This window comes from Bifidobacterium pullorum DSM 20433, assembly GCF_000771405.1.
GTDB lineage: Bacteria > Actinomycetota > Actinomycetes > Actinomycetales > Bifidobacteriaceae > Bifidobacterium > Bifidobacterium pullorum.
In genome coordinates, this window is the sequence record NZ_JDUI01000001.1 from 83,372 (window position 1) to 108,253 (window position 24,882).

Below are 24,882 nucleotides of genomic sequence, written 5' to 3' on the forward strand. Positions count from 1 at the left end.
GAGCGGAAGTGAGGATTCGCATGGCGTCCAAGGACGAGAAGCCGCAGAAGAAGCAGAACCTGTTCAAGCAGATCGCACAGATCTACAAGTACACGTATGCCGACGACAAGCAGCTGCCGTGGCTGCTGGCCGGCGCATGGCTGGCCCCTGTGGTGGTGTTCGTGATTCTGGGTCTTGTGTTCCACTGGACGTGGCTGACCTGGATCTTCGTGATGATCATGGCCATCATGATCGGCGCGCTGTTCGCCACCATGACCCTGACCAACCGTGCGGATCGCGTCGGCTATGCCCATCTGGAGGGCAAGCCCGGCGCCGCCGTCAGCGTGTTGCGCAACATCAGCAAGGCCGGCTTCAATTTCCCCGAGCAGCCGGTGTGGTTCGATGCCAAGACCAAGGACGCCATCTGGCGCGGCACCGGGTTCAACGGCATCTATCTGCTCGGCGAGGGCGATTACGGCCGTGTGATGCGGGCCATGGACCGTCAGGAGCATGCGATCAAGGGCGTGACCGCCGGTTCGTCGATTCCGGTGTACCGCATCTGCGTGGGCTCCGGCGACAAGCAGGTCAAGCTCAAGGATCTGCGCAAGACCATCGTCAAGCAGAAGTCCTACGTGCCGTCGAACCATAAGAACAAGCTGATCGCCAAGATCCATCCGCGTTCCCGTTTCCTGCTCACGCAGCGTGAGCTGGACATCCTGAACGACCGTCTGCGTACGCTGCAGACCAAGCAGGGTCTGGGCATCCCGAAGGGCATCGACCCGACCCGCCCGCAGAAGATCAGCCGTCGCGCCATGCGTGGCCGCTGACCTGGCGCAGATCTCATGCATGGAAAGAGCCGCCCGATGGGCGGCTCTTTCCATATCCTCTGCCGTTCATTCCCCGCCGGTCCGCCCGGCCGGGATCGACGGCAAGCGCGAAAACCGGTCAGGCGATCGAGACGACCTCGTAGCCGGCATCGACCACGGCGGCGGTGATCTGCTCGTCGGTCACGCCTTCCGGCACGCTGACCACGGCCGACTTGTCCTCCAGGCTGACCGACACATCGCTCGCCCCCGGCAGGCCTTCCAGCGCACGGGTGACATGCTTGACGCAGTTGCCGCAGGTCATGCCTTCGATGCCGAGTGTTTTCCTCATCGTGATTCCTCCTTGTTGGATGGTTGGTTGTGTGGCGCCGTCCGCAGTGGCCGACGCCGACGATTCTTCCGTGCGCAGCGTTTCCCGGCATGGTTCGGCATCCGTTCCGAATGCCGAAACCATCACCGTGTCCCCCGCGCCGGCCTGTTCGCCATCGGACTGCGCGCTGCCGGCCAGGGCCGAATACCTCGGTTTGAACAGGCGCAGCCGCAGCGCGTTGCCGACCACGAACACCGAACTGAAACTCATCGCCAGCGCGGCCACCATCGGGTTCATCCTCAGGCCGAAGGCCGCATACCAGCAGCCGGCGGCAATCGGGATGCCGATGATGTTATAGAAGAACGCCCAGAATAGGTTCTGCTTGATGGTGCGGATGGTGGCGCGGCTCAACTCGATGGCGGCCGGCACGTCGTTGAGATCGCTGCGCATCAGCACGATGTCGGCCGATTCCATGGCCACGTCGGTGCCGGCGCCGATCGCCAACCCCACGTCGGCACGGACCAGCGCGGGGGCGTCGTTGATGCCGTCGCCCACCATCGCCACCCGCCGGCCTTCATCCTGCAGGCGGCGTATCTCACGCTCCTTGTCCTGAGGCAGCACATCGGCCACCACGCGGTCCACGCCCACCTGGTGCCCTATCGCACGGGCGGTACGGTCGTTGTCGCCGGTCAACATCACCACGTCGAGTCCCATCGCCTTCATATCGGCGATGGCCGCGCGGCTGCTCGGCTTGACCGTATCCGCCACGGCGACGACACCGAGCAGCCGGCCTTCGACGGCGAAGAACAACGGGGTCTTCCCCTCGCCGGCCAACCGGTCGCAAATTGGTTCGGCCACGGTCACATCGACGCCGAACGCCGTCATCATGGCCATGTTGCCGCCCAGACAATCCTTGCCGTCGACGACGCCACGCACCCCCTGTCCGGGAATCTGCGTGAATGCCCCGGCGATCGTCCCGGTCATGCCGCGGCGCTCCCCCTCGGCCACGATGGCCTTGGCCAAGGGATGCTCGGACGGGCGTTCCAATGCGCCGGCGACGCGCAGCACATCGTCCACCGTGGCATCCGCACGATGGGCGATGTCGGTGACGCGGGGGTCGCCTTGCGTGATCGTGCCGGTTTTGTCGAGCACGACGGTGTCCGCGCCATGAGCGATCTCCAAGGCTTCGGCGGATTTGATCAGGATGCCGTTCGCCGCGCCGCGTCCGGTGCCGACCATGATGGCGGTGGGAGTGGCCAGTCCCAGCGCACACGGGCAGGAGACGACGAGCACGGATACGGCCATGGTCAATGCGAATTCGGGGGTCTGTCCGACGAGCAGCCAGACGACGGCCGTGATGACGGCGATCGCGATGACGACCGGCACGAACACGCCCGCCACCCTGTCGGCCAGTTTGGCGATGGGGGCCTTGGAGCTCGTGGCCTCATCGATCAAACGGATGATCTGGGCCAAGGCGGTCTCCTCCCCCACCTTGGTCGCCCGCATGGTGATGTAGCCGCTGCGGCTGATCGTGGCGCCGATGAGCGTATCCCCGACCTGCTTGTCGACCGGTACGGATTCGCCGGTGATCGCCGATTCGTCGACCGCGGCGGTGCCGGAGAGCACGATGCCGTCCACCGGAATCGATTCGCCGGTGCGCACGACGAGCACGTCATCCACCTGCACCTGTTCGACGGGAATCGTGGTTTCCACGCCGTCACGCAAGACGACGGCCCGCTTGGGCCGCAGATCCAGCAGCGCGTCGATCGCGGCGGATGTGCGCCCCTTGGCGCGGGCCTCGAAGAACTTGCCGAGCGTGATCAACGCCAGGATCGTGCCCGCGCCCTCGAAGTACAGGTCGTGGGAGAACTGCGCGACCATCGCCGTGTCGCCATGCCCCAGGCCGAACGCGATCTTATACAGCGCATAGACGCCGTAGACCACCGAGGCACCGGCACCCAGCGCGATCAGCGCGTCCATGTTCGGCGCCCGGTGCAGCAGACTCGTGAACCCGCCCTTGAAGTATTGCGCGTTGACCGCCAGAATCGGCAGCAACAGCAGGAACTGGGTGAAGGCGTAGATCATCGCGTTTCGTTCGCCCAGCACGATGCCCGGCAGCGGCCAGCCCATCATGTGCCCCATCGCCAGATAGAACAGCGGCACGGCGAACACGAACGACCACACCACGCGGCGGCGCATCACCCGATACTGCCGACGCGCCCTGTCCGCCGGCGTCTCGGCCGTTCCCGGCACCGCGGCCCCCATCGCCTTCGGCCGTTCCAAGGTGGCACCGTATCCGGCCTTCTCCACGGCCTCCACGATCCGGCGGCCGTCCAGACTCGACTCATCGTAATCCACGGTCATACTGTTCTTCAGCAGGTTCACGGACACCTGGCGGACGCCCGGCAGCCCGCTCACCGCCTTCTGCACATGCGCCTGGCAGGCCGCGCACGTCATGCCGGTCACGTCATAGCGTTCCTGCGTCATCGTCCGCGTCTCCTCTCATACCTTCGACGACCGTGTCTGATAACAACATAGCATCCGCACACCTGCCGTCAGCCGGCGGCGAATCCCTCTCATGGTGCACTTATGAAACATTCCCGTAACCCAATGGGCGCGTAACCGAAACCATTTCTTCTACACTTGGAACTCGTAACCATCTCATGCGAAAGGAGCGGTCCAGTGACTGCACTGCAAACCAAGGCCGATGCCGAGGCCCTGATCAACAAGGAAGGCGTGGAATACGTCTCCGTCCGATTCACCGACCTCATCGGCGTCCAGCAGCACTTCAACGTGCCCGCAAGCGAATTCCTCAAGGACGCCTTCGACGAGGGCATGCCGTTCGACGGTTCCTCGGTGGAGGGCTTCCAGGCCATCAACGAATCCGATATGAAGCTCATCCCGGATGTCGAAACCGCCTACATCGATCCGTTCCGCAAGCACAAGACCCTCAACGTGGCGTTCTCGATCGTCGATCCGCTGACCGACGAACCGTATTCGCGCGACCCGCGCCAGGTGGCCGCCAAGGCCGAGGCCTATCTGAAAGCCACCGGCATCGCCGACACCGCCTGCTTCGCCCCGGAGGCCGAGTTCTTCCTGTTCGACAAGGTGCGCTTCGAGAACACGATGCAGCGTTCGTTCTACGAGGTCGACTCCATCGAGGCCCCGTGGAACACCGGCAACGACGTGGAAGAGGACGGCACCCCGAACATCGGCTTCAAGAACCGCGTCAAGCGCGGCTACTTCCCGGTGCCGCCGTGCGACCATTACCAGGATCTGCGCGACGACATGGTCGCCAACCTGCAGAAGGTCGGCCTGATCCTGGAACGCGCGCACCACGAGGTCGGCGGCGCCGGCCAGCAGGAGATCAACTACCGCTTCAACACGCTGCAGCACGCCGGCGACGATCTGATGAAGTTCAAGTACGTGATCCACGAGACCGCCTTCCTGGCGGGCAAGGCCGCCACCTTCATGCCCAAGCCGATCGCCGGCGACAACGGCACCGGCATGCACTGCCACCAGTCGCTGTGGAAGGACGGCAAGCCGCTGTTCTACAGCGAGCAGGGCTACGGCGGCCTGTCCGACATCGCCCGCTGGTACATCGGCGGTCTGATCAAGCACTCCTCGTCGGTGCTGGCGTTCACCAACCCGTCGCTGAACTCGTACCACCGTCTGGTCCCCGGCTTTGAGGCCCCGGTCAACCTGGTGTACTCGGCCCGCAACCGTTCGGCCGCCATCCGCATCCCGCTCGCCGGCACCTCGCCGGCCGCCAAGCGCATCGAGTTCCGTGCGCCGGATCCGTCCTGCAACCCGTTCCTGGCGTTCTCGGCCCAGCTCATGGCCGGTCTGGATGGCATCCTCAACCACATCGAGCCGCCGGCACCGATCGACAAGGACCTGTACGAGCTGCCGCCGGAAGAGCATGCGGGCATCAAGCAGGTGCCGGGCTCGCTGTCCGAGGCGCTCGACGCGCTCGAGGAGGACAACGACTTCCTGACCGCCGGTGACGTGTTCACCGAGGACCTCATCGAGACGTGGATCGACCTGAAGCGCGGCGAGATCGACCAGGCCCGCCTGTGCCCGACCCCGCTGGAGTACGAGCTCTACTTCCACATCTGAGTTTGGCTTGATGAGCTAACTTGGGCCCCGGCTGGCTGGCCGGGGCCCTCTTGTATGCCCGCGTCTTATGCGGCAACCCGTTCGATGAACCATCGCTCGTGCGAGACGACGACCAGCGCGCCGGGATACTCGGCGAGCACCCTGGCGAGCGCCTCCTTGGATTCCAGATCCAAGTGGTTGGTCGGCTCGTCCATCACGATCAGTTCCGGCCGGTCCAGCAGCCCCAGGCAGAGCAGCAATTTGCGCAGCTCGCCGGGCGAGGGACTCTCCCCCGCCAGCAGCTTGTCCGGGTCGGCGTTCAATTGGGCGTAGGACGAGAGCACCCGTGCACGGTCCCTGGCCGGCAGTCCCGCCAGCTGGGCCACCGCACGCCGCGCGTCGTCGTCGGTGGTGTTCTGGACGATGGTCAGCGTCCGCACGTCGGCGGCCGCCCGCAACAGCGCCCGGATGATTGTGGACTTGCCCAGCCCGTTCGGCCCGGTCAGGCCGATATGATCGCGCGGGCCGACGCTCAGCAGCGGGATGCGCACGCCCATGATGCCTCCGGCACGGTCATGGTCGTCGCCTTCCGCCGAGATGCGCCACACGCCGCCATCGACGTGCAGATGCGAGCACATCCCCACGCTATCGGATGAACCATCCGGACGCGGTGTCCGGCCATTCGCCACCGTCGCGCCATCGTCGACGATCGCCGCATCCCCGAATCTCACGACGCCCGGCCCGATCCGCATCAGTTCCGCGCGATGGCTGGGCGCGGCATCCATCCAGATGTCGCCGTCGTATCGCTTGGCGGCGACGCTCAGCGACGCGACCCTGCGCTCGGCGGCGGCGATGCGACCGTCCAACTGGGCATAGGCCCGTGACGCGCCGGAGTCCAGACTCGTCGCCTTGGCCAAGTGCAGGGCGCCACGCGCATCATGGTCCTTCGGGTCGATGCGCCGGCCGCCCTTGTCCCTGGCCGCGTTCACATGCTGCACCTGCTGGAAGCGGTCGGCCTGCGCGGCGCGCAGTCGCTCGTGCTCGCGGCGGGCGGACCGCAGCAGGCCGGCGTCACGCTCGTCGTTGGCCCGTCGCTGGGCGCTGGCCTGCGTATAGCCGCCCTGATAGACGTTGGACACGGTCACGTTGCGATGGCCGATGTGTCTGCGTTCGAACATCATGCACCGTCCGCAGGTGGCGTCGATCAGGTCGACGTCGTGCGAGATGAGGATGCCGATGCCGCGGAATCCGGCCATGGCTTTCGCGATGGCGCTGCGGGTCGGCTCGTCCACGTGGTTGGTCGGTTCGTCGAGCACCAACACGTCGGGCTGCCTGGCCAGGGCGCAGGCGACCTGCACGCGTTTGGCCTCGCCGCCGGAGAGCGTGGCATAGCGATACAGCCAGCCGTCGTCGAGGTCCAACGCCTGTCTGACCGCCATGGCCTCGGGCGACCAGTCGGCGGCGAAGTCCTCAAGGTTGTCGGGAACGTCGTCGGTCGACTGCGGGCAGGTGGCGATGATCAGGTTTCTTGGATTCGGCGATACACTCCCCGAGTCGGGGGCAAGACGTCCGACCGCGATGGCGGCCAGGGTCGATTTGCCGATGCCGTTGTCGCCGAGGACGGCGGTCCATCCCCGCGGGAAGGAGACGGAGATGTCCTCGAACAGCGGATCGGGGGCTCCCGGATAGGTGAAACCGATATGGGATAACGTCAGCATGATGGGTTGCGCCATGATGTTCCTCTCAGGCGCGCCGCGAACGGATACGACCAATGGCGACTGCTGAAGGCATAGGATGGGTGCGGCGGCGCGCCTCAATGCGCATCGCCATCCGCAACAGTCATCCTATCGGCTGAGCAATGTCCCGAACATCCTTCCGTGAGGCCTCCTTGGCATATGGGGAGACCGTCCTGCATATCCGCCGCCCAGTATAGCGGTTGACGGCGCAACCGCCAACTCCGGCTAGTCCATCAGCCGTTCGGCCACGGACTTGAAGATGCGGCCCAGGCCGTCCGTCCTCAGGGAGCCGTCCCTGTTGAGCACGGCGGGACGCCCCGACTCGCCGGTCTCGCGGATCTCCGGGACCAGCGGCAGCTGGCCCATCAGCGGCACCTCATAGCCCAGGGCGCGCGTCAGTTGGTCGGAGACGCGCTCGCCGCCGCCGTTGCCGAAGATCTCCAGCCGCTCGCCCTTGTGCTCGAACCAGCTCATGTTCTCGACCACGCCGCGCACCTTCATCGGCACCTGCAGCGCGACCAGTCCGGAACGCACCGCCACGTCGGAGGCGCTGGGCTGTGGCGTGGTGACGACCACGAGTTCCGCGTTCGGCAGGGTCTGCGCCACCGAGATTGCCATATCGCCGGTGCCGGGCGCCAGGTCGAGCAGCAGCACGTCCGGTTCGCCCCACCATACGTCGGACAGGAACTGTTCCAGCGAACGCTGCAGCCTGGGCCCGCGCCACAGGATCGCCCGGTCCGCGCCGGCGAACATGCCGATCGAAATGAGTTTGACGCCCCAGGCGGTCACCGGCATCAGCATGCCGTTGAGATTGGTCGGCTGACTGGTCACGCCGAACAGACTCGGCAGGGAGAATCCGTAGATGTCGGCGTCGATGGCGGCCGTATCGTATCCGAGCGCCGCGAACGTGGCGGCCAGGTTCGCTGTGACCGACGATTTGCCAACGCCGCCCTTGCCGGAGGCGACGGCGAAGATGCGGGTCTTGCTGCCCGGCTTGGTGAATGGGTTCTGCCGGCGTTCCGCCTTGAGCCCGGCCACAAGCGCCGCGAGTTTGTCGTCGTCCATCGTGGAGACCTCGACGTGCGGGATGAGGTCGGCGTCCGGATAGGAGGCGACGGCCGCGTTGATCCTGCGGGTGATCGTCTCCGCCAGCGGGCACCCTTCGACGGTGAGCTCCACGTGTACGGTCACGTCATAGGCGCCGTCCGAGGCGGGCGTGACCTCGATTGCCGGAATCATGCCCAGTTCGGTGACCGACCGGCCGAGTTCGGGGTCGATGACCTTGCTCAGACGGTCGTAGATGTCGGCTTCGATCCGTTCCATGGCTCCTCCTTGCGTCGGCCGTTGCTTGGGTTTGCTTCCACCCTAGCGTGCGATCGCACGCCATGCCAGAGCGGCGCCCGCCGTGTCGGGCGGTCCGGCGGGCGTCCGGCATCGGCTCACTCGAAGCAGTAGGCGGTCACGATCGGCTCTCGGCCGGTGGTGACGTCGGTGAAGTATTCATACAGGCTGATGCCAAGCATGCTGCCGCCCAGGTTGACCACATTCGCGAACCCGTGCCCCTGCAGCAGGCGGACCGCATTGTAGCTGGTCTGGGAGGAACGGCAGTTCAGATACACCGGCCGGTCCGTCGGGATCTCGTCCAGCCGCGCGCGCATCTGCGTGAGCGGGATGTTGACCGCCCCCTTGAGGTGTCCCTTGGCGAAGGCGCCGGGTTCGCGCACGTCGATGATCGTGGCGCCGGATTCCACGAGTTCGCGCGCCTGGCTCACGTGCGTCTGCCGGTAGTCGCCGCCCAGCAGGTTGCCGGCCACGAGCGCGGCCACGTTGACCGGATCCTTGGCGTTGGAGAACGGCGGCGCGTAGCACAGTTCCAGATCGCGCAGGTCATCCACGACGGCGCCGAACTTGATGGCCGTGGCCACCACGTCGATGCGTTTGGCGGCGTCGCCCTGCCCGATCGCCTGCGCGCCGAGCACGCGTCCGGTCGGCACCTCGAAGATGAGTTTGACGTGCAGCGGCCGCGAGTCGGGCATCAACGAGACCTTGTCCTGCGGGATGACGTACGCGTAGTCGTAGCGCAGGCCCTCCCGCTCGCACTGCGCGGCGGTCAGGCCGGTACCGGCCGCGTTCCATTCGAACACCCTGATGCAGTTGGATCCGATATAGCCGGTGTTGCGCACGGCGCGTCCGCAGATGTGGTCGGCGACCTGCCGCGCCTGCTTCTGCGCGGGGCCGGCCAGCTGTAGCATCATCGGGCGGTGGGTCAGTGCGTTCACGACCTCGATGGCGTCTCCGATCGCGTAGATGTCGGGGTCGTTCGTCCGGTAGGAGGCGTCGGTCAGGATCGCCCCGCGCTCGTTCACGTCCAGTCCGGCCTCGGCGGCGAGCGCCGTGTCCGGCCGGATGCCGACGGCCATGACGACGGCTTCGCCTTCGACGCGTCGTCCGGAGGCCAGGGTCAGGTCGTTGCCGTCGAACCGTGAGACCTGGTCGTTGACGATGAGGTTGACGCCGTGGTCGAGCATGGCCTTGTGCAGGATCTGGACCATGTCGTGGTCGAAGGTCGTCAGGATCTGGGGCGCGGCCTCCACCAGCGAGACCTGGTAGCCGGCCTCGACGAGGTTGACGGCGGTCTCCACGCCGATGAACCCGCCGCCGACCACACTGACCCGGCTAACGCCGCGTTCGTTCAGAAACGTGTGCAGGCGGTCGACGTCGGTGACGGTTTTCAGTGTGAACACGTCGGCCTGGTCGATGCCGGGGATGGGCGGGACGATGGCCCGTGCGCCCGGCGAGAGGATGAGTGTGTCGTAGGACTCGTCGTACTCGGCGCCGTCGTTGAGGTTCCTGACGTGCACGGTGTGCGCGGCGCGGTCGATGGCGACGGCCTCGCTGTTGACGCGGGCGTCGATATGGTACCTGGCGGCGAACGCCTGCGGGGTCATCATGACGAGCTTGTCCGTGGCGTCGACGGTGCCGCTCAGCCGGAACGGCAGGCTGCAGTTGGAGAACGAGACGTGCGGGCCCTTGTCGAGCATGACGATTTCGGCCCGCTCGTCCAGCCGACGCAGACGTGTCGCCGCGGTAGCGCCTCCCGCCACGCCTCCGATGATCACGACCTTCATGGCAACCTCCTTGCACACCATGGGCTCATCCTGCGAGCCGACGTATTCCTTCAGCATAACCGGCGAGAATCGGCCGCGGCGGCGGGCCGCACCGAATCGACCCATCCGGCGCGCCACCTACGGCGGTCACGCCTCGCCGGTTTCCAGCAGCCGCTTGAAACCGTCCTCGTCAAGCATCGGCACCCCCAATTCCTCGGCCTTGGCGGCCTTGGATCCGGCGTTGGCGCCGACCACCACGTAGGTGGTCTTCTTGCTGACCGATCCGGCGGCCTTGCCGCCGCGGGCGATGATCGCCTCCTTGGCGGAATCGCGGGAGAAGTCCTCGAGCGAACCGGTGACCACCACGGTCATGCCGGCCAGGGTCTGGGGCAGATCGTTGGTCTCCACGGTGGCGCCGACGCCGGCGGCGCGCCACGCGTTCAGGGTCGCCCCGCGCCAGTCGTTCCCGTCGCGTGCCGCGGCGAACCAATGCACCACGGATTCAGCGATCTCCGGGCCGATGCCGTCGATCTGCGAGAGTTCCTCCGTCGTCGCGTTCGCGATGGCGTCCAGGGAGCCGAAGGCGTTGGCGATCAGCCGTGCGGTGGGCGGGCCCAGGCGGCGGATCGACAACGCCACGAGCACGCGCCACAGGTCCGCATGCCTGGCCTTGTCGATCTCCTCGAGCATCTTGCGCGTGTTCTCCATCGGTCTGATGATGACCGGTTGAACACCCGTCCCCTTCGTCTCCGTGCGCACGACAACCGCATCGGATGGCACGTCGTAGCCCGGATACGCCGTCGCATCCGCGTAGTCGGCATGGCGCTCCGCGTCCGTCCGCTCCTCGGCATGTCCATCCACGGATTGCGATGCGCTCCCCCGTTCGGCCAATTGTTTGGCGGTGAGCTTCCGGGCGGGAGCCGGCGCGGTCCAGAACGCCTCGGTCTGATACCATAGGCCGCTGCCGCCGATGCGTTTGCGCACCTTCTTGGGTTTGCCGTTCTGCCCGGCGACCTCGCGCACCTCGATGATCGGGATCTCACGCCAGACGCGCACATCGCGCAGGTCGTCCACATTCAACGAGAACAGGCCCGCCTCACTGGTCAGCACGGGAGTCTGCACGGACGGCAGCGTCAGGCCGGGTGCAGGCTCGTAGTCGGACGGTTCCTCGCCGGGGGCCACCACGATCTCGTGCCGGCTGCCGCCCAGATTCGGCGCGTACTGTTCCACCGAATCGGGTCGGTTCTCCTCGGGGTTGGTCAGGGCGACGGCGCTCTGGTCGCCCAGATGCTCGATGTCGAAGGCCTTGCGCGAGGCCAGGTTGATGATGCGTTCGGTCAGCTGCGCCGGACAGCTCTCCACGTTCGGGCAGCGGATATCCTTGTCGCCCTCCTTGGCCGGGGCGAGCTTCGCCCCGCATGAGGGGCAATGTTCGGGCATAACGAACTCGCGCAGCCTGTCCTCGCGTCCCTTGCGCCGTTCCAGCACTGGGCCGACCAGTTCGGGGATCACGTCGCCGGCCTTGCGCACGACGACCGTGTCGCCGATGAGCACGCCTTTGCGCTGGACCTCGAAGGGGTTGTGCAGGGTGGTGCGGGCCACCGTGGAGCCGGCCACATGCACGGGCTTGAGGATGGCGACCGGGGTGACGCGGCCGGTGCGGCCGACCTGCACAGTGATGTCGAGCAGTTCGGTGTTGACCTCCTCCGGCGGGTACTTGTAGGCCACCGCCCAACGCGGCGCGCGCGACGTGGCGCCCAGCGCTCGCTGCAGGGCCAGGTCGTCCACCTTGACGACGATGCCGTCCAGCGCGTGCTCGATGTCGCCGCGGTGTTCGCCGTAGTAGTCGATCATCCCCAGGACCTCGTCGAAGGTGGAGACGGTGCGGTTGTGCGGGGAGACGGGAACGCCCCACTTGCGGTACAGGTCGTAGGCCTGCGACTGGTCGGCGACCTCGTCATGGGAGCCCGAGGCGCGACCCGACCCCCAGTCGAGCCGGCCGATGCCGTGCGCATAGAAGCTCAGGCGACGGGTGGCGGTGATGCGCGGATCCTTCTGCCGCAGCGATCCGGCGGCGGCGTTGCGGGGGTTGGCGAAGGGGGCGCGCCCCGCCTCCTCGGTCTCGGCGTTCAGCGTGCGGAAATCGTCCCATCGCATGAACACCTCGCCGCGGATCTCCACGAAATCGGGGATGTCGTCGGCCTCGCCGCCGAGTGTCTGCGGTATCGAGGCGATGGTGCGCACGTTGAGCGTGATGTCCTCGCCGGTCACGCCGTCGCCGCGCGTCAGCCCCTGTTCGAGCACGCCGCCACGGTAGATGAGGTTCAGAGCCAGCCCGTCGATCTTGACCTCGCAGCTCATCGGCAGCGGACGGCCCTCCGCCCAGTCCAGGTCACGGCGCACGCCGTCGTACCAGTCACGCAGTTCCTCGATCGAGAACACATCATCCAGGCTCATCATGCGCGAGGGGTGGCGTACCGAGGCGAACTCGTTGGAGAATGTGCCGCCGACGCGGTGCGTGGGCGACTGCGGCGAATCCAGGGAGGGGAACGCCGCCTCCAATGCCTGCAGGCAGCGCATGCGCGCGTCATAGGCGGCGTCGGAGGATACGGGCGCGTCGTCGATGTAATAGGCGATCTGATCGGTCTCCACCCATGCGGCCACCTTGGCCCACAGCCTCGCCGCATCGTCGGCGTCCAGCATGGCGACGTCCAGTGAGGACAGTCGCATCGCGTCGGCGTCGGTGGCCTGCAGCGCGCCGATCCACGCCGACGTCCCGGGCGCGTACATGGCCGCGCCCGTCGGCGTTGCCGCCTCGACCGGCGTCCGGTCCGCATCACCGATCGCGTCGAAATCCCATGCCAGCTGCTCGGATTCCTGGCCGGAAGAGGTCTTGCCCATCGCTGCTCCCCGCGTCTAGACTGCTATGCTCATTCGATTCTACCGGCCGCCGCCTTCCACCCCGTCGAAACCGGATGGCCCCGGCCCGGCGGCCTTCAGGAGCTCAGGGACCGCAGGAACTGGGCCTGCACCACGTCGATGCCGTCATTGCCGGAGTCGTTCATGCGCGCGGCTGCCACGGACAGTGTGCGGGCCGGCACGAACATGCCCTGGTCCACGCAGACGCGGGCCGCCTTGCGCACGATCGAGGCGACCTCGGTATGGGGCCAGACCGGCAGGTCGTGGTCGGCGAGCACCTTGGCCGCCGCCTCCACGCTTTCGGGCACGCGGATGCACTGCGAATGCGCGCGGGCGACCAGTTCGCCCAATTCCGCCTCCAACGCACCGATCTTGCCGGGAGCGATGTGTTCGCTCATCACATAGGCCGCCGCCGCCACGTCGAACTGGTCACGCATCCACTCAGCGTACGCGAACCGGTAGTACGCGAATGCGGCGTCGTCCCGGTCCAGGGCCACCCGCAACGCGTTCAGGCAGGCGGCACGCGCCGAGTCCCAATCCTCATTGCGCGCCAGCTGCACGGCCAGCTTCATGTGCGCCAACGGGTATGCGGGCGCGTACCCGACCATGGCGTTCAGATGCGGCAGCGCCGCCTCGACGCCCTTCAACTGGGAGAGGATGTCGGCGAGTTCCATATGCGTGTAGAACACGTTGTCGGGGATGAGCACCGTGCGCTCCCCCGGCGTGGCGAACAGCCGGTTGTAGACCACGCGTTCCGCATACGAGTTGAAATACCGGGGCACGCCGTCCACGGCGGCGAACAGCGATTCCACCTGTCCGAGCGCGGCCTCGGCTGTCTGGATCGCCTGCTCCGCACGCCCGGAGAACAGCAGATCGCGGGACTTGAGCCGCTCGGCATCCAGATCGGAGGATACGCGGAATTCGAAGTCGGGCGTGTCCGTGCCATCGATCAGGGCGCTGGTGACCTGCGGTGCCAATTCGGTCAGTTCGGGGTCGCCGATGCGTTCGATCAACGCCATCGCCTGCTGGGCCTTGGCCACGGTCGGCATGGACGCGTCCGCGGCGAGCCGATGGAATTCCGCCACACCGCGCTGCAGCAGATCGGCACGCTGGATCGACAGTCCCGTCACGTCGCGGGCACCCAGGATACGGCCCACGGGTTTGGAGAACTCCACCTCCGCCAGTTCGGGCTCCTCCTGGGAGCCGACCGGGGAGAACCGGCTGTCGCGCAGGTCGAACTGCGCGTCCACCGGCTGCAGCCCGCCGTCGGCGTCGACGTCCAGCACCGCGTCGAACCGCCGGTAGGTCTCCAACGGATGGTTGAGCCCGTCACGGCGCAGCAGCGTCAGGAATTCCTCCCGCCCGAACGTGACCGTCACCAGATTGCGCACGGTCGGGTTGCGCCGCAACGCCTCCAAGGGGTCGTCGTCCCCGTCGGCGGTGATGTCGGTGGATTCGGAGACCCCACTGGCATCCTGCACGTCCTCGGGCGACGCGAACATCATCGCATCGATGTCCACGTCGCGCATCAGATCCTCGAACTGCGCGTCGATGCTCGACTCGTCCAGCCGTTGCGCATCATCGCCATCCGATGCCGGACCCCGCTCCGGACCGTCGGCGGGTTCGGGCTGCTCCGTCGGCTCATCGGCTTGCGGAATATACCGGCGGGCGGGGTCGCCGTGCATGTCGCCGTCCTTCGGGTCGCCCTTGGCCCCGCCCAGGCCGACCTCGGAGGTGCGGATGCGCTCGAACATGTGCAGCGCCTGGCTCATCAGCTCGCTGATCGCGCTGTCCTGCTCGGCCACGGCCTCCTCCAGGCCGATCGAATCGATATGCAACGACACCTGCCGTACCCGGCTGTCGGCGCCGAAACTCAGCGCGGCGATCAGCAGCCCCACACGCAGGTTGTACGCGGCGCTCATCGCCGCACGCTGATGCCCGTCGATCGCCACCCAGCCGTGGCGGTCGGCGTCATACCGGCTTTCCGGCATCATCGAAGCGCCGGCCGTCGTGAACGCGATGGCCACGTTGCCGTCCTTCAGGTTCGACCGGATCTCCGCGTCGAACCGGTAGGGCAGGCGCAGACGGCGCAGCAGCAGCGACATGGTCTGCCGGTACACCCATTCGGATCCGTCCGCGTCCGCGGGGTCCGCACCCTGCCCCGGCTCATGCGCGGTCTGGGCGGGATCGGGGTGCCTCTCGCAGATGTCGGCGGATAGGCGGCGCGCGTCGTCCACCATGCGCACGACCGCGGTGACGCCGTCGTCATGCAACGGATCGACGGCGATATCGTCGCCTTCGGCGTTGTACAGGGCGATCAGGGCGGGATCGTCGAGCAACGCCATGTCGATCTGCGCGGCCTGGGCGCGGGTGACCGTATCCTCCGTGGGTTGCAGGCCCAGGCGCGCGTTACGTTCCAGCCATGCGCTGACGGCCGCGAACCGGTTGAGATTGCCTTCGATCCTCAGGGATTTGAGCACCGGGGCGAAGGTCATATTGGCGTCCCAGGCAAAGAAGTAGCAGCCGGAATAGGTCGACGTATACAGATGCAGCGGTTCGGCCCCATGCACGGCCTCAAGCCCCGGCGTCTGGTCCAGCGCGCCGGCCTCGCGCATCAGATCGGCGAAATGGTCCTCAAGACCCGAGGCACGCAGCCCGTGGGCGCGGGCCTCCATCGTGTCGCGCAGCGAACGGCGGATCGCGCCCATCGGCGCCTCGCGGTTGAGCCGACGGAAGATGTTGCCCGAGCCGAAGCCCAACAGCAGCCCCTGCATCTGCGGCAGCATATAGGCGGCGAAGAACGCGATGGCGATCGCGTCACGGTATTCCAGGTCATGACGCATGGTGTCCGGCAGGTTCGCCCGCATCTGCTCGAGCGTGTACCGGTTGCCGGATTTCAGCCACGAAGCCAGCCACATCATCCGCCCGTTCGCGTCACGTCCGACCACGCCGCCGCGGATGGCCTTGCCCCGCCCCCGGGACCGTCCCGATGCCGCGGGCAGCGGCACCTCCTCCTCACGGGAGAACATGAACCGGGTCTCCATGCCGTGGGTGTCCATCGTCGGATCGTCACCCACGAACACGCGCCCCTGCGCATCGGCGAGCGCGATCTGGCAGAACCTCCCACGATCCACGAACACGCCGAGCGAGAACGATCTGGGACCGCTGCTGGGCAGCTGCGCCCATCCGAGCCGCAACGTCTCCGGCACGCCGTCGAAACCGTCGAACAGCCGACGTTTGACGAGCGGCGTCAGTCTGATCGCGTGCCGCGCCAACTCCCCCAGCATGTCTTCCGGGGCACGCACCGCCGCCTCGAAGGCGTTGCCATGCGACACCCCGGACGTACGCTCCTCGGTCATGGAGCCGAACAGGGTGCGCAGCGCGCCGAGGACCGCATCCAAGCCGTGGCGGGGGCGTCCGGAGCCCTGCGGTCGTGAGTTGAACGAAGACATGGTTGTCATTGTCCCAATTCACTCAGACATGAAGCCGTTAGAATAATCGCGTGAGCACTTCCCGACATCCCCGCCGGCCGTGGGCCGTACTGGTTGCGGTCCTGATCATCGCCTGCGTCGAATGCGTGGCGTGCAACATGCCGTTCTGGACCACGCTGGCGGCCAGCACGGACACGGCGTCGGCGGCGAACGTCATGGGGGCGGGCCTGGAACGACGGGACGACGGCATGCTGGTCGTCACCGACCCGACCCAGGCGTATCTGGACGTGTCCGCCGACGGCACGTCCTCCTATATCCGCATCGATCCGGTGTCCGCGGACGTTCGCGACGCGGCGGATCCGGACGATGCGCCCTACCGCACGCTGTACGTGCGCGCCGACGGCGATGGCAGGGCCGGACGGATGACGTCGGTGGCGGTCGGCGCGCCGCGCTCCCTGTATCTGAAGGTGCAGGCGGACGATACGGTGCGGCTGTGGATCGCCGAACCGGCGGGATCGGTGGTGCCGTTCGCCGCGGTCCGCGCCAATGTGCGCGTGCCGTTCAGCGTCGATGCGTTGCGTGTGGCGGCGATGGGGGCCGTCGTGCTGCTGGTGGCCCTGTGGCGGCCCGGTTCGCGCCTGTGGCGGATTCCGCTGGATACGGCAGACCGCAGGCAACGTCTGATCTTCGCCGGAATCATGACGGCGGCCGGGGTGGCGACGCTGATACCGATGGTCTCGCAGCTGGCCGGCCAGCTGGTCTCGGACCCGGCGCCGCTCGCCTTCCACAAGCCGGGTGCCTACACCTATGATTTCGAACAGTATGGCAGGGTGGCCGACGCGCTGCTCCACGGACGCGTGTGGGTGGATCTGCCGGTGGATCCGGCGTTAACGATCGTAGAGAACCCGTATGATGCGGCCACGCGCAACCGGCTGCTGTCCCAGGGCGTGCCGCTGTTCTGGGATTACGCCTACCACGATGAACACTGGTATTCATATTTCGGCGTGCTGCCGGCCGTGCTGCTGTTCCTGCCCTATCAGCTGGCCACCGGGCGCATGCTGCCGTCGGGGGCGGCCGAGCTGGTGCTGATGTTCGGCGCGCTGGTGTTCCTCTGCCTGCTGACGATCCGTCTGATTCGGCGTGTGGCCCCGCACTCCTCGCTGGCCGCCACGTCGATGGCGATCGTGTTCGTGCTCGTGGGGTCGAACGCGCCATACCTGTGGTTCCGCACGAACTTCTATTCGGTGCCCTGCGCCGCGTCGATGCTCCTGTCCACGCTGGGCCTGTGGCTGTGGATGGGGGCTGCGATGCCGCGCCGACGCCCGGCGCGCCCGGATGCCGCGCCATTGAAGCTCGGGCATCTGGCCGCCGGCGCGTTGTGCATCGCCGCCAATCTGGGGTGCCGTCCCGCGTTCGCATTGGTCGCGCTGTTGGGCATACCGCTGTTCTGGCCGCAGTTGACGGAGCTGTGCGGCCGCATCCGGAACCGCTCGATAGGCGTGCGGCAGGCGTTGCGCATGCCGTTGGCCGTGCTGCTGCCCGCCGTCGCCATCGTGCTGCCGTTGCTGGCGTACAACGTCGCCCGGTTCGGCACGCCGCTGGATTTCGGCAACAGCTACCAGTTCACCGTCACCGACATGACGCGGTTCACCCCCGCGCCCGATACCTTCCTGCTGCTGATGGTCTACTACCTGTTCCTGCCGTTGCGGTTCACGGCGGATTTCCCCTTCCTGACGCTTTCGCCGACACCGTTGCCGTCCTGGGCGTATGCGGAGGAGATGATCGGAGGCCTGTTCGCCCTGTGTCCGCTGCTCGTTCTGGCATTCGCCGTGCCGTTCCTGCGCCATCGGCTGCGTCCGAGCGGCTGTTGGGCGATGTTGACCTGCGCGTTGGCGCTCGCCCTGGCGTTGCTGGCGTTCGACGCCTGGGAGGGCGGCCTCGGCTGGCGGTATATGATCGATTTCGCATGGCTGATGGCGTTGGCGGCGCTGCCCGCATTCCTCTTCATCGTCAACGCCGACGGCGGAACGACACCGGCGCGGCGTGTGTGCCGTCTGCTGATTGTGGCCGTGCTGCTGGCCGTCATCGCGGTCACCGTGCTCGGCTTCTTCGTCCCCGGACGAGACGACGCCCTCATCGGCGTCAATACCGGCCTGTACCACACCGTGCGTTCCTGGTTCGCCCTGTTGTGACGACGTCCAGCCGTCTATCGGACAATCGCCAGCCATTCGTCGGTCTTCGAGCGTATAACGGTTGCACGTAATCGCAATATCGTCCGTCATATGAAGGAACGGAAGGCCAATCATCCGATGAGCCGCATGTCCACCATCCCGCATTCCCGCACGCTGCGCTGGATCCTCGCCGCGATTGCGACGATCGTCATGGTGCTGGTCTGCATACTGCCGCAACCCGATGTCGACGCGTCGATCCGCCAGACCCGTGTCGAACGCCTCAACGCGCAGATCGAAAACGTGTACACCGCCGATTTCCAGCAGATGCGGCAGGAACAGCTGACCGCCGAACGGGACAAGGAACCGCACGGCATCGACGACATCTACGTCAAGGACGACCCGTACGGCACGAACACGCGCTCGCTGTACGTCTACTTCACCACCGAACAGCCGGCGAGCGTCAGCTATACGGTGTCGGCCGAAGGGTATCCCGACTTCTCCGCGGACGCCTACGAGGGTGCCGACGGCCCCGTGACCGAGCACGAATTCCTGGTGCTCGGCCTGTTGCCCGACGTGACGAACACAATCACGCTGAGCATCACCGACGAGTCGGGCGATGTCGTCGAACGAGTCATCGAACGTAAGGGGTTGGGGCTGCTCGGCACCGAGGAGGTGCGCCTGGAACAGCCGGTCACGGCGGCCGACGGCACCGAACTGGGCGACGGCTTGTACGCGATCCTCGGCAACGACAGCGACGATCAGGATTTCATGTTCTATTACGACGTCAACGGCGTGCTGCGCGGCGAGGTGCCGATCCTGTTCTACCGCAGCCACCGCCTGCTGTTCGACGACGACGGACTGATGTGGTTCTCCGTGTCCACCGAGAAGATGGCGGCGATGGACCGGCTCGGACGGCTCGTCAGAATCCTGGACCTGGGCGACCGGTACATCCTGCACCATGACTACGCGTTCGACGCCGACCAGAACCTGGTGCTGCTGGCCACCGAGCTGAACCGCGACGACGGCTGCGTGCAGGATCAGATCATCAAGCTGGACACGGACACCGGCGAGGTGACGCCGCTGCTCGACATGGGCGACATGTTCCCCGAATACAAGATGTCCACCGACCACGCCGGCATCGACGAATCCGACATCACGGCCACCGGCAAGTGGGATTGGATCCATTTCAACACGATCCAGATGCTGTCGGACGGCTCGGCGCTGCTGTCGGCACGCGAGACCTCCACCATCATCAAGATCGACGATCTGGAGGGCACGCCGACGCTGGACTACATGATCGGCGAACCCTCGGTATGGGCGGGCACGCCGCAGGAGGATGACTTCCTGACCAAGGTGGGCGACTTCTCCGACACCGGCGGCCAGCATTCGATCACCTACGTGGATGATCCGGCGCTGCCGGATGGCCAGTACTATCTGTACATGTTCGACAACAACTACGGTTCGGCGCAGACGCGACCCGACTTCGACTGGACCGTAATCGACGGCATCGTGACCAAGTACAGCATCGCCACCGAAGGCGCGTACTCGCAGTACCGCCGGTATCTGGTCGACGAGAACGCCGGCACCTACACCGAGGTCAACGCCTTCGACGTGCCGTACTCGCCGTTGGTCAGCTCCGCACAGGAGCTCGACGGCGACCGCGTGCTCATCGATTCCGGACTGCAGGGGCTGTTCGGCGTGTACGACGAATCGACCGGGGAGCTGCTGGCGCAGTACCGCATGAAGCTCAACACGAGCTACATCTACCGGGTCTACCGGTACGATTTCAAGGGCTTCTACTTCGCCTGATCCCGCGCGGTCGCACGAGGTCGTCCCGCGGCCCCCGGTCGATTCATGACGTGGCCGTGTCCCGGCGGTTCTCCGGGTCACGCAAGACCGGCCCGCGAACCCGGATGTTTCCGTTCCTCAGGCAGGAACCGCCAGTCCAAGCTGGCCGGGGCATCCGGGATGCCGCCTCTCTCTCCACATTCACGCAACCTTGCGTCGGTACAATGGTCGCCTATGGGATTGTTTGACGCTTTGATGAGCCGCAAGCCGGCCGCCCCCGCGCCGAGCGCACTCACGTTCACGCTGGCCGACGCCGGATACACGTACGACGACGGCAACGTCGGCCTGGAGCCGACCTCGTTGACCATCACCGAACGGCGCGTGGCTGTCATCGGCCTGAACGGGTCCGGCAAGACCACGCTGCTCAAACTGCTCGACGGCGCGCTGACCGCCACAAGCGGCACCGTGAGCATCGCAGGCGGCGACGAGACGCTCGACCCGGCCGTCAAACGCAATCTGAAGCGCATCGAGGCCATCGTCGGCCGGGTGCGGCGCGAGGAGATCCCGAACAGCTACTACAAGGCGGCCACCATCGCCGAGGCCATCGACGAGCCGCTGAAGAAGCACAAGGTGCCCGAGTCGGAACGGCAGGCGATCATCGGCAACCTGTTCGCCCACTTCGGTCTGGCGGAGGTCTCGCGTCAGCCGGCGTCGGCGTTGGATTCCGAGAAACGGCATCTGCTGGCCATCGCCTCCGCGCTGAGCTTCTCCCCCGCCGCCATCGTGGCCGACGAGCCGAGCAAGGGATTGGACGAAATCGGCACCGCACATGTGGCCAAGGCCCTGTTCGGATACAACAAGCAGGTCGTGTTCGCCACGCATGACACCGAGATGATCGTGCGCCCCGAATACGCGATCGACCGCACACTGGTGCTCGATGACCATCGGATCGTGTTCGACGGCACGCCGGCGGAGTCCGTGGCCTTCTACAACGACCTGATCCGAGCCAAGTTCGAGGCCGCCAGGGCGCAGTCGTGAAGCACCGCCCCTCCCCAACTCGACCATACCCGACCATACCCGCCCCGACATGCCCGGCTTCTCCGGACTCTGATGCATCGTGACCGTGATCTCAGTTCTCAATCGTTGCAATTCCAACGTTTTTGGATTGAGATCACGGTCACAAAGTATCAGAGTCCGCACAGGCCGGGCGCGTCGGGCGTGAGGCGGGCAGAGCGTGCAGAGTGGGCGGAGCAGGTTGGATGCCCGCGGGCGACGGCCTTCGTCCTACTCGCCAATCATCGTGGCGATCGTATCCAACACCGCGCGGATGTTGCGCGCGAACTCGTCGGGCTCGGGCAGCAGCGAGACCGCCAGGTATCCGTTCGACGTCATGTCGAAGAAGTATCCCGGCTGCCCGGTCAGCCGGTGGTCGGCGATCATCCGCAGCACCAGCGCGTTCTCGTCGATCACGGACGGCACGCGCAGCAGCACGTTCCATCCGCCCTCCGGCCGCGGCAGCGACGTCACACCATGCGGGTCATCGGCCAACATGCGCCGCAACATCGCCAGGTTGCCTCGCACACGTTCCCGCACACGCATGGTCTGCACGGGGGCGGCCTCCAACAGCTCCGGAATCCGCTCGGCGATGATGTCGCCCATCGGCAGATAGTCGTCGGCGATCACGTCAAGCCGGCGCATCGCCTCGCGCACATCCTCGTCGGGGCCGGACACCTCAATCCAGCCGACCTTGGCTTGCGGGGCCGCCAGTATCTTCGAGAACCCGTCGAGCGCGAACGTGAGCGCGCCGGGCTCCCCCGCCAGACGCGCGTTGCCGGCGAACGGCTCCAGCGCGTAGTCGTAGAACACCTCGTCGGCGATCAACGCCACATCATGCGTCCGGCACATCGTCACGATGGCCTCGCGTTCGGACGGTTTGACGTAGGAGCCGGTCGGATTGTTCGGGTTGATCACGATCAGCGCACGGATGCGCTCGCCGTCCGGACCTTCCAGCAGTTCACGCAACTCCGCCGTGTCGATGAACCAGGAGCCGTCGTAGCACAGCTGGTATTCGATCGCCTCGACGCATTCCAGCCGCGCGATTGATTCGATGAGCGGGTAGCCGGGTTTCGGGGCGAGCACCGCGTCGCCCGCGTCGCACAGCAGCTTGATGAGCCACGAATACGCCTGCGACGTGGAGCTGAGCAGATACAGATGGTCGGGGTCGACGGGGCGGATGCCGCGAGCGGCAACACCATTCCGGTGTGTGGTGTCGGCTGTATCCGCAACATCCGGTTGAATGCCGGCATTGTCCACATGGCGGGTGTCCGTCTCACTGCAACCGTCCGATGACCGCCTGGTCAGAAACCTGGCGAGTGCCTCGCGCGCCGTACGGTCGCCGCGCGGGTCGGCGGCATACACGCCCGGCACCTGCGCCGGGGCCAGACCATGACGGGTGGGGTTCGAATCGTTCAGCTTGCCGAGGACGATGCCACTGCATCGTGCCGCGGCTTCGGCCTGGGCGATGGGATTGGGCTCACTGATATCAACACGGGACGAAAAACGCACGACTCCACTGTACACGTCACAGCCGGCAGCCATATGGTAACGCCGCCCGGATGAGGGGCGGCGTTATTTTCAGCGCTCAGCGCGCGATGCTCACTGCTTGGTGCTGGCGTAGAACGCGGCGCCGACGATGCCGGCCTCGTTGCGCAGCTTGGCGGGAACGATCGGGGTCTTGATGTCGATGTACGGCAGGAACTTATCGCTCTGACGGCTCACGCCGCCGCCGACCACGAACAGGTCCGGGTTGAAGTACTTCTCCATCAGGCCGTAGTACTTGGTCAAGCGCTTCGCCCACTTCTTGTAGCCGAGGTCCTCGCGCTCGCGCACCGAGGAGGCGGCGTACTTCTCGGCGTCGCCCTTGCCCTTCGGCAGTTCGATATGGCCGAGCTCGCTGTTCGGGATCAGCACGCCGTTGTAAATCAGCGCCGTGCCGATGCCGGTGCCCAGCGTGGTGGCGATGACCAGGCCGTTCTGGCCCTGCGCGGCACCGTACTGCTGTTCGGCCAGACCGGCGGCGTCGGCGTCGTTGACGACCACGACCGGGCGGCCGCAGGCTTCGGAGAACACGGCGGTCACGTCCACGCCGATCCAGGACTGGTCAAGATTGGCCATGAAGTCCAGCGGCTTGCCGGGCTTGATCGGGGCCGGGAACGCGATGCCGACCGGTGCGGTCTCGGGCACTTCGAAATGGTCGAGCTGCTGGCGCACGATGGCGGCCACGGCCTGCGGGGTGGACACCTCGGGGGTGAGAATCTTCAGTCGCGGTTCGGCGAACTCGCCCTTCTCCAGATTGACGGGCGCGGCCTTGATGCCGGAGCCGCCGATATCCACGCCAAACGCCTGTGCTGTTTCAATCATCGTTGACCTCTCTCGTAGAAGGTTTGGTGGTTAACCCGGTACCCGCATTCTATCGCGTGCCCGCACCGACACGCACGCCAACACACCATGCGATGCAAACGTATGCACGAACTGTCGTTCCGGCGACATAATCGGTCCGTTCCCGAGCCGGGAACACGATTACAGGGCACGCTCCGTCGAAGGCTCGACCGCCGGCGCAATGCATCATCATCGGCGCCGACGCGCGATAATGGAATCATGGCAGAGCATACACAACTCATTGACGCAATCAGCGTCCGCACCTCCATCCGTGCCTACGACCCCGATCCGATCGACGATGATACGGCCCGCCAGCTCGACATGACCATCGACGCGGTCAACATGCTCGCCGGCGTACACATCCAGCTCGTACGCGACCAGCCGGCCGTGTTCGCGGCGGCCAACGCCTCCGGACATCTGAAGAACGCCGCCAACTATCTGGCCATCGTCGGCCCGAAGGACGACGCCGAAGCCCGGGAGCGCGCCGGATTCTACGCCGAACGCGTGGTGCTCGCGGCCACGCTGCGCGGCCTGGGCACCTGCTGGGTCGGCGGCAGCTGGGATCGGGACGAAGCCGCCCGCCATTGCCGGATCGGCGACGGCGAAGAGCTGTATCTGGGCATCGTCATCGGACACCCGGAGCATCATCTGGACCGCATGGCGAAGAGTTTCCCCGAACTGGCCGCGTTCCGCGATTCGCACCGCGATTCGAAGACCTACGAACAGTTCACCGCCCCGATGTCCGATGAGGCGCGCGAGTCGGCACCGGACTGGTTCAGGGCCGGCGTCGAGGCCGCGATGAAGGCCCCGAGCGCGATGAACCGCCAGCCGATCGTGTTCTCCTACCATCCCGATGACGGCACCGTCGCCGCGACGATCGACCCGAACGTGGAGAGCGGTCAGGCGGTGAACGACCTTGGCATCGCCAAGCTGCACTTCCAGATCGGCGCTGGCGCGGGCACCTGGACCTGGGGAGACGGCGGTCTGTTCACCCACAAGTGATCCGACCCGGATGCGGGGCTCGGATGCATGGTGGCCTTTCCTCACCGGGACGGTCACCGTGCATCCGGTCCAGTCCCGT

The 24,882-nt window shown here is 66.2% G+C and carries 14 protein-coding genes; 6 read left to right on the forward strand and 8 right to left on the reverse strand.

Annotation, left to right across the window (positions count from 1 at the left end; translation table 11 throughout):
• The first annotated feature begins 20 nt into the window (after positions 1 to 20).
• Complete coding sequence (locus OU11_RS00385) at positions 21 to 806, forward strand: DUF4191 domain-containing protein (protein ID WP_033513874.1); 786 nt, start codon at positions 21 to 23, stop codon at positions 804 to 806.
• Between the two features lie 118 nt (positions 807 to 924).
• On the opposite strand, the gene OU11_RS00390 is transcribed toward OU11_RS00385, so the two are convergent.
• Positions 925 to 3,600: a heavy metal translocating P-type ATPase gene (locus OU11_RS00390; RefSeq protein ID WP_033513875.1), complete on the reverse strand. Its 2,676-nt coding sequence runs from the start codon at positions 3,598 to 3,600 to the stop codon at positions 925 to 927.
• Between the two features lie 195 nt (positions 3,601 to 3,795).
• Here OU11_RS00390 and glnA point away from each other — a divergent pair, with 195 nt between their 5' ends.
• The gene (gene glnA / locus OU11_RS00395) at positions 3,796 to 5,232 is read left to right on the forward strand and encodes a type I glutamate--ammonia ligase (protein WP_033513876.1); all 1,437 of its coding nucleotides are present in this window, start codon (positions 3,796 to 3,798) and stop codon (positions 5,230 to 5,232) included.
• A 65-nt stretch (positions 5,233 to 5,297) separates the two neighbouring features.
• Here glnA and OU11_RS08575 read toward each other — a convergent pair whose 3' ends face one another.
• The 5 genes from OU11_RS08575 to OU11_RS00420 all read right to left on the reverse strand — a co-directional run bounded on the left by OU11_RS08575 (position 5,298) and on the right by OU11_RS00420 (position 16,332).
• Complete coding sequence (locus OU11_RS08575) at positions 5,298 to 6,944, reverse strand: ATP-binding cassette domain-containing protein (RefSeq protein ID WP_034887720.1); 1,647 nt, start codon at positions 6,942 to 6,944, stop codon at positions 5,298 to 5,300.
• A gap of 228 nt (positions 6,945 to 7,172) precedes the next feature.
• On the reverse strand, positions 7,173 to 8,270 hold the full coding sequence (locus tag OU11_RS00405; protein ID WP_033513877.1) for an Mrp/NBP35 family ATP-binding protein: 1,098 nt from the start codon (positions 8,268 to 8,270) through the stop codon (positions 7,173 to 7,175).
• A gap of 116 nt (positions 8,271 to 8,386) precedes the next feature.
• Entirely contained in the window at positions 8,387 to 10,075 is a 1,689-nt protein-coding gene (locus tag OU11_RS00410) for an FAD-dependent oxidoreductase (RefSeq protein ID WP_033514019.1), read from the reverse strand.
• A 126-nt stretch (positions 10,076 to 10,201) separates the two neighbouring features.
• On the reverse strand, positions 10,202 to 12,955 hold the full coding sequence (gene ligA / locus OU11_RS00415; RefSeq protein WP_033513878.1) for an NAD-dependent DNA ligase LigA: 2,754 nt from the start codon (positions 12,953 to 12,955) through the stop codon (positions 10,202 to 10,204).
• Between the two features lie 95 nt (positions 12,956 to 13,050).
• A complete protein-coding gene (locus OU11_RS00420) occupies positions 13,051 to 16,332 on the reverse strand; it encodes a hypothetical protein (RefSeq protein ID WP_033514021.1) in 3,282 nt (1,093 codons plus the stop codon).
• A 230-nt stretch (positions 16,333 to 16,562) separates the two neighbouring features.
• Between OU11_RS00420 and OU11_RS09305 the strand changes: the two genes are divergently transcribed.
• The 3 genes from OU11_RS09305 to OU11_RS00435 all read left to right on the forward strand — a co-directional run bounded on the left by OU11_RS09305 (position 16,563) and on the right by OU11_RS00435 (position 21,401).
• Positions 16,563 to 18,596, forward strand: coding sequence for a glycosyltransferase (locus tag OU11_RS09305; protein ID WP_223224073.1), 2,034 nt, complete (start codon positions 16,563 to 16,565; stop codon positions 18,594 to 18,596).
• Positions 18,597 to 18,722: 126 nt separating this feature from the next.
• A complete protein-coding gene (locus OU11_RS00430; RefSeq protein WP_033514023.1) occupies positions 18,723 to 20,384 on the forward strand; it encodes an aryl-sulfate sulfotransferase in 1,662 nt (553 codons plus the stop codon).
• A 213-nt stretch (positions 20,385 to 20,597) separates the two neighbouring features.
• Entirely contained in the window at positions 20,598 to 21,401 is an 804-nt protein-coding gene (locus tag OU11_RS00435) for an ATP-binding cassette domain-containing protein (protein ID WP_033513879.1), read from the forward strand.
• 246 nt (positions 21,402 to 21,647) lie between these two features.
• On the opposite strand, the gene OU11_RS00440 is transcribed toward OU11_RS00435, so the two are convergent.
• Positions 21,648 to 22,961: a pyridoxal phosphate-dependent aminotransferase gene (locus OU11_RS00440; RefSeq protein WP_033513880.1), complete on the reverse strand. Its 1,314-nt coding sequence runs from the start codon at positions 22,959 to 22,961 to the stop codon at positions 21,648 to 21,650.
• Positions 22,962 to 23,018: 57 nt separating this feature from the next.
• Entirely contained in the window at positions 23,019 to 23,783 is a 765-nt protein-coding gene (gene ppgK, locus OU11_RS00445) for a polyphosphate--glucose phosphotransferase (RefSeq protein WP_033513881.1), read from the reverse strand.
• Between the two features lie 237 nt (positions 23,784 to 24,020).
• Between ppgK and OU11_RS00450 the strand changes: the two genes are divergently transcribed.
• Positions 24,021 to 24,803 (forward strand): nitroreductase family protein, encoded by a 783-nt coding sequence (locus OU11_RS00450; protein WP_033513882.1) that lies wholly within the window; start codon positions 24,021 to 24,023, stop codon positions 24,801 to 24,803.
• The last annotated feature ends 79 nt before the right edge of the window (positions 24,804 to 24,882 follow it).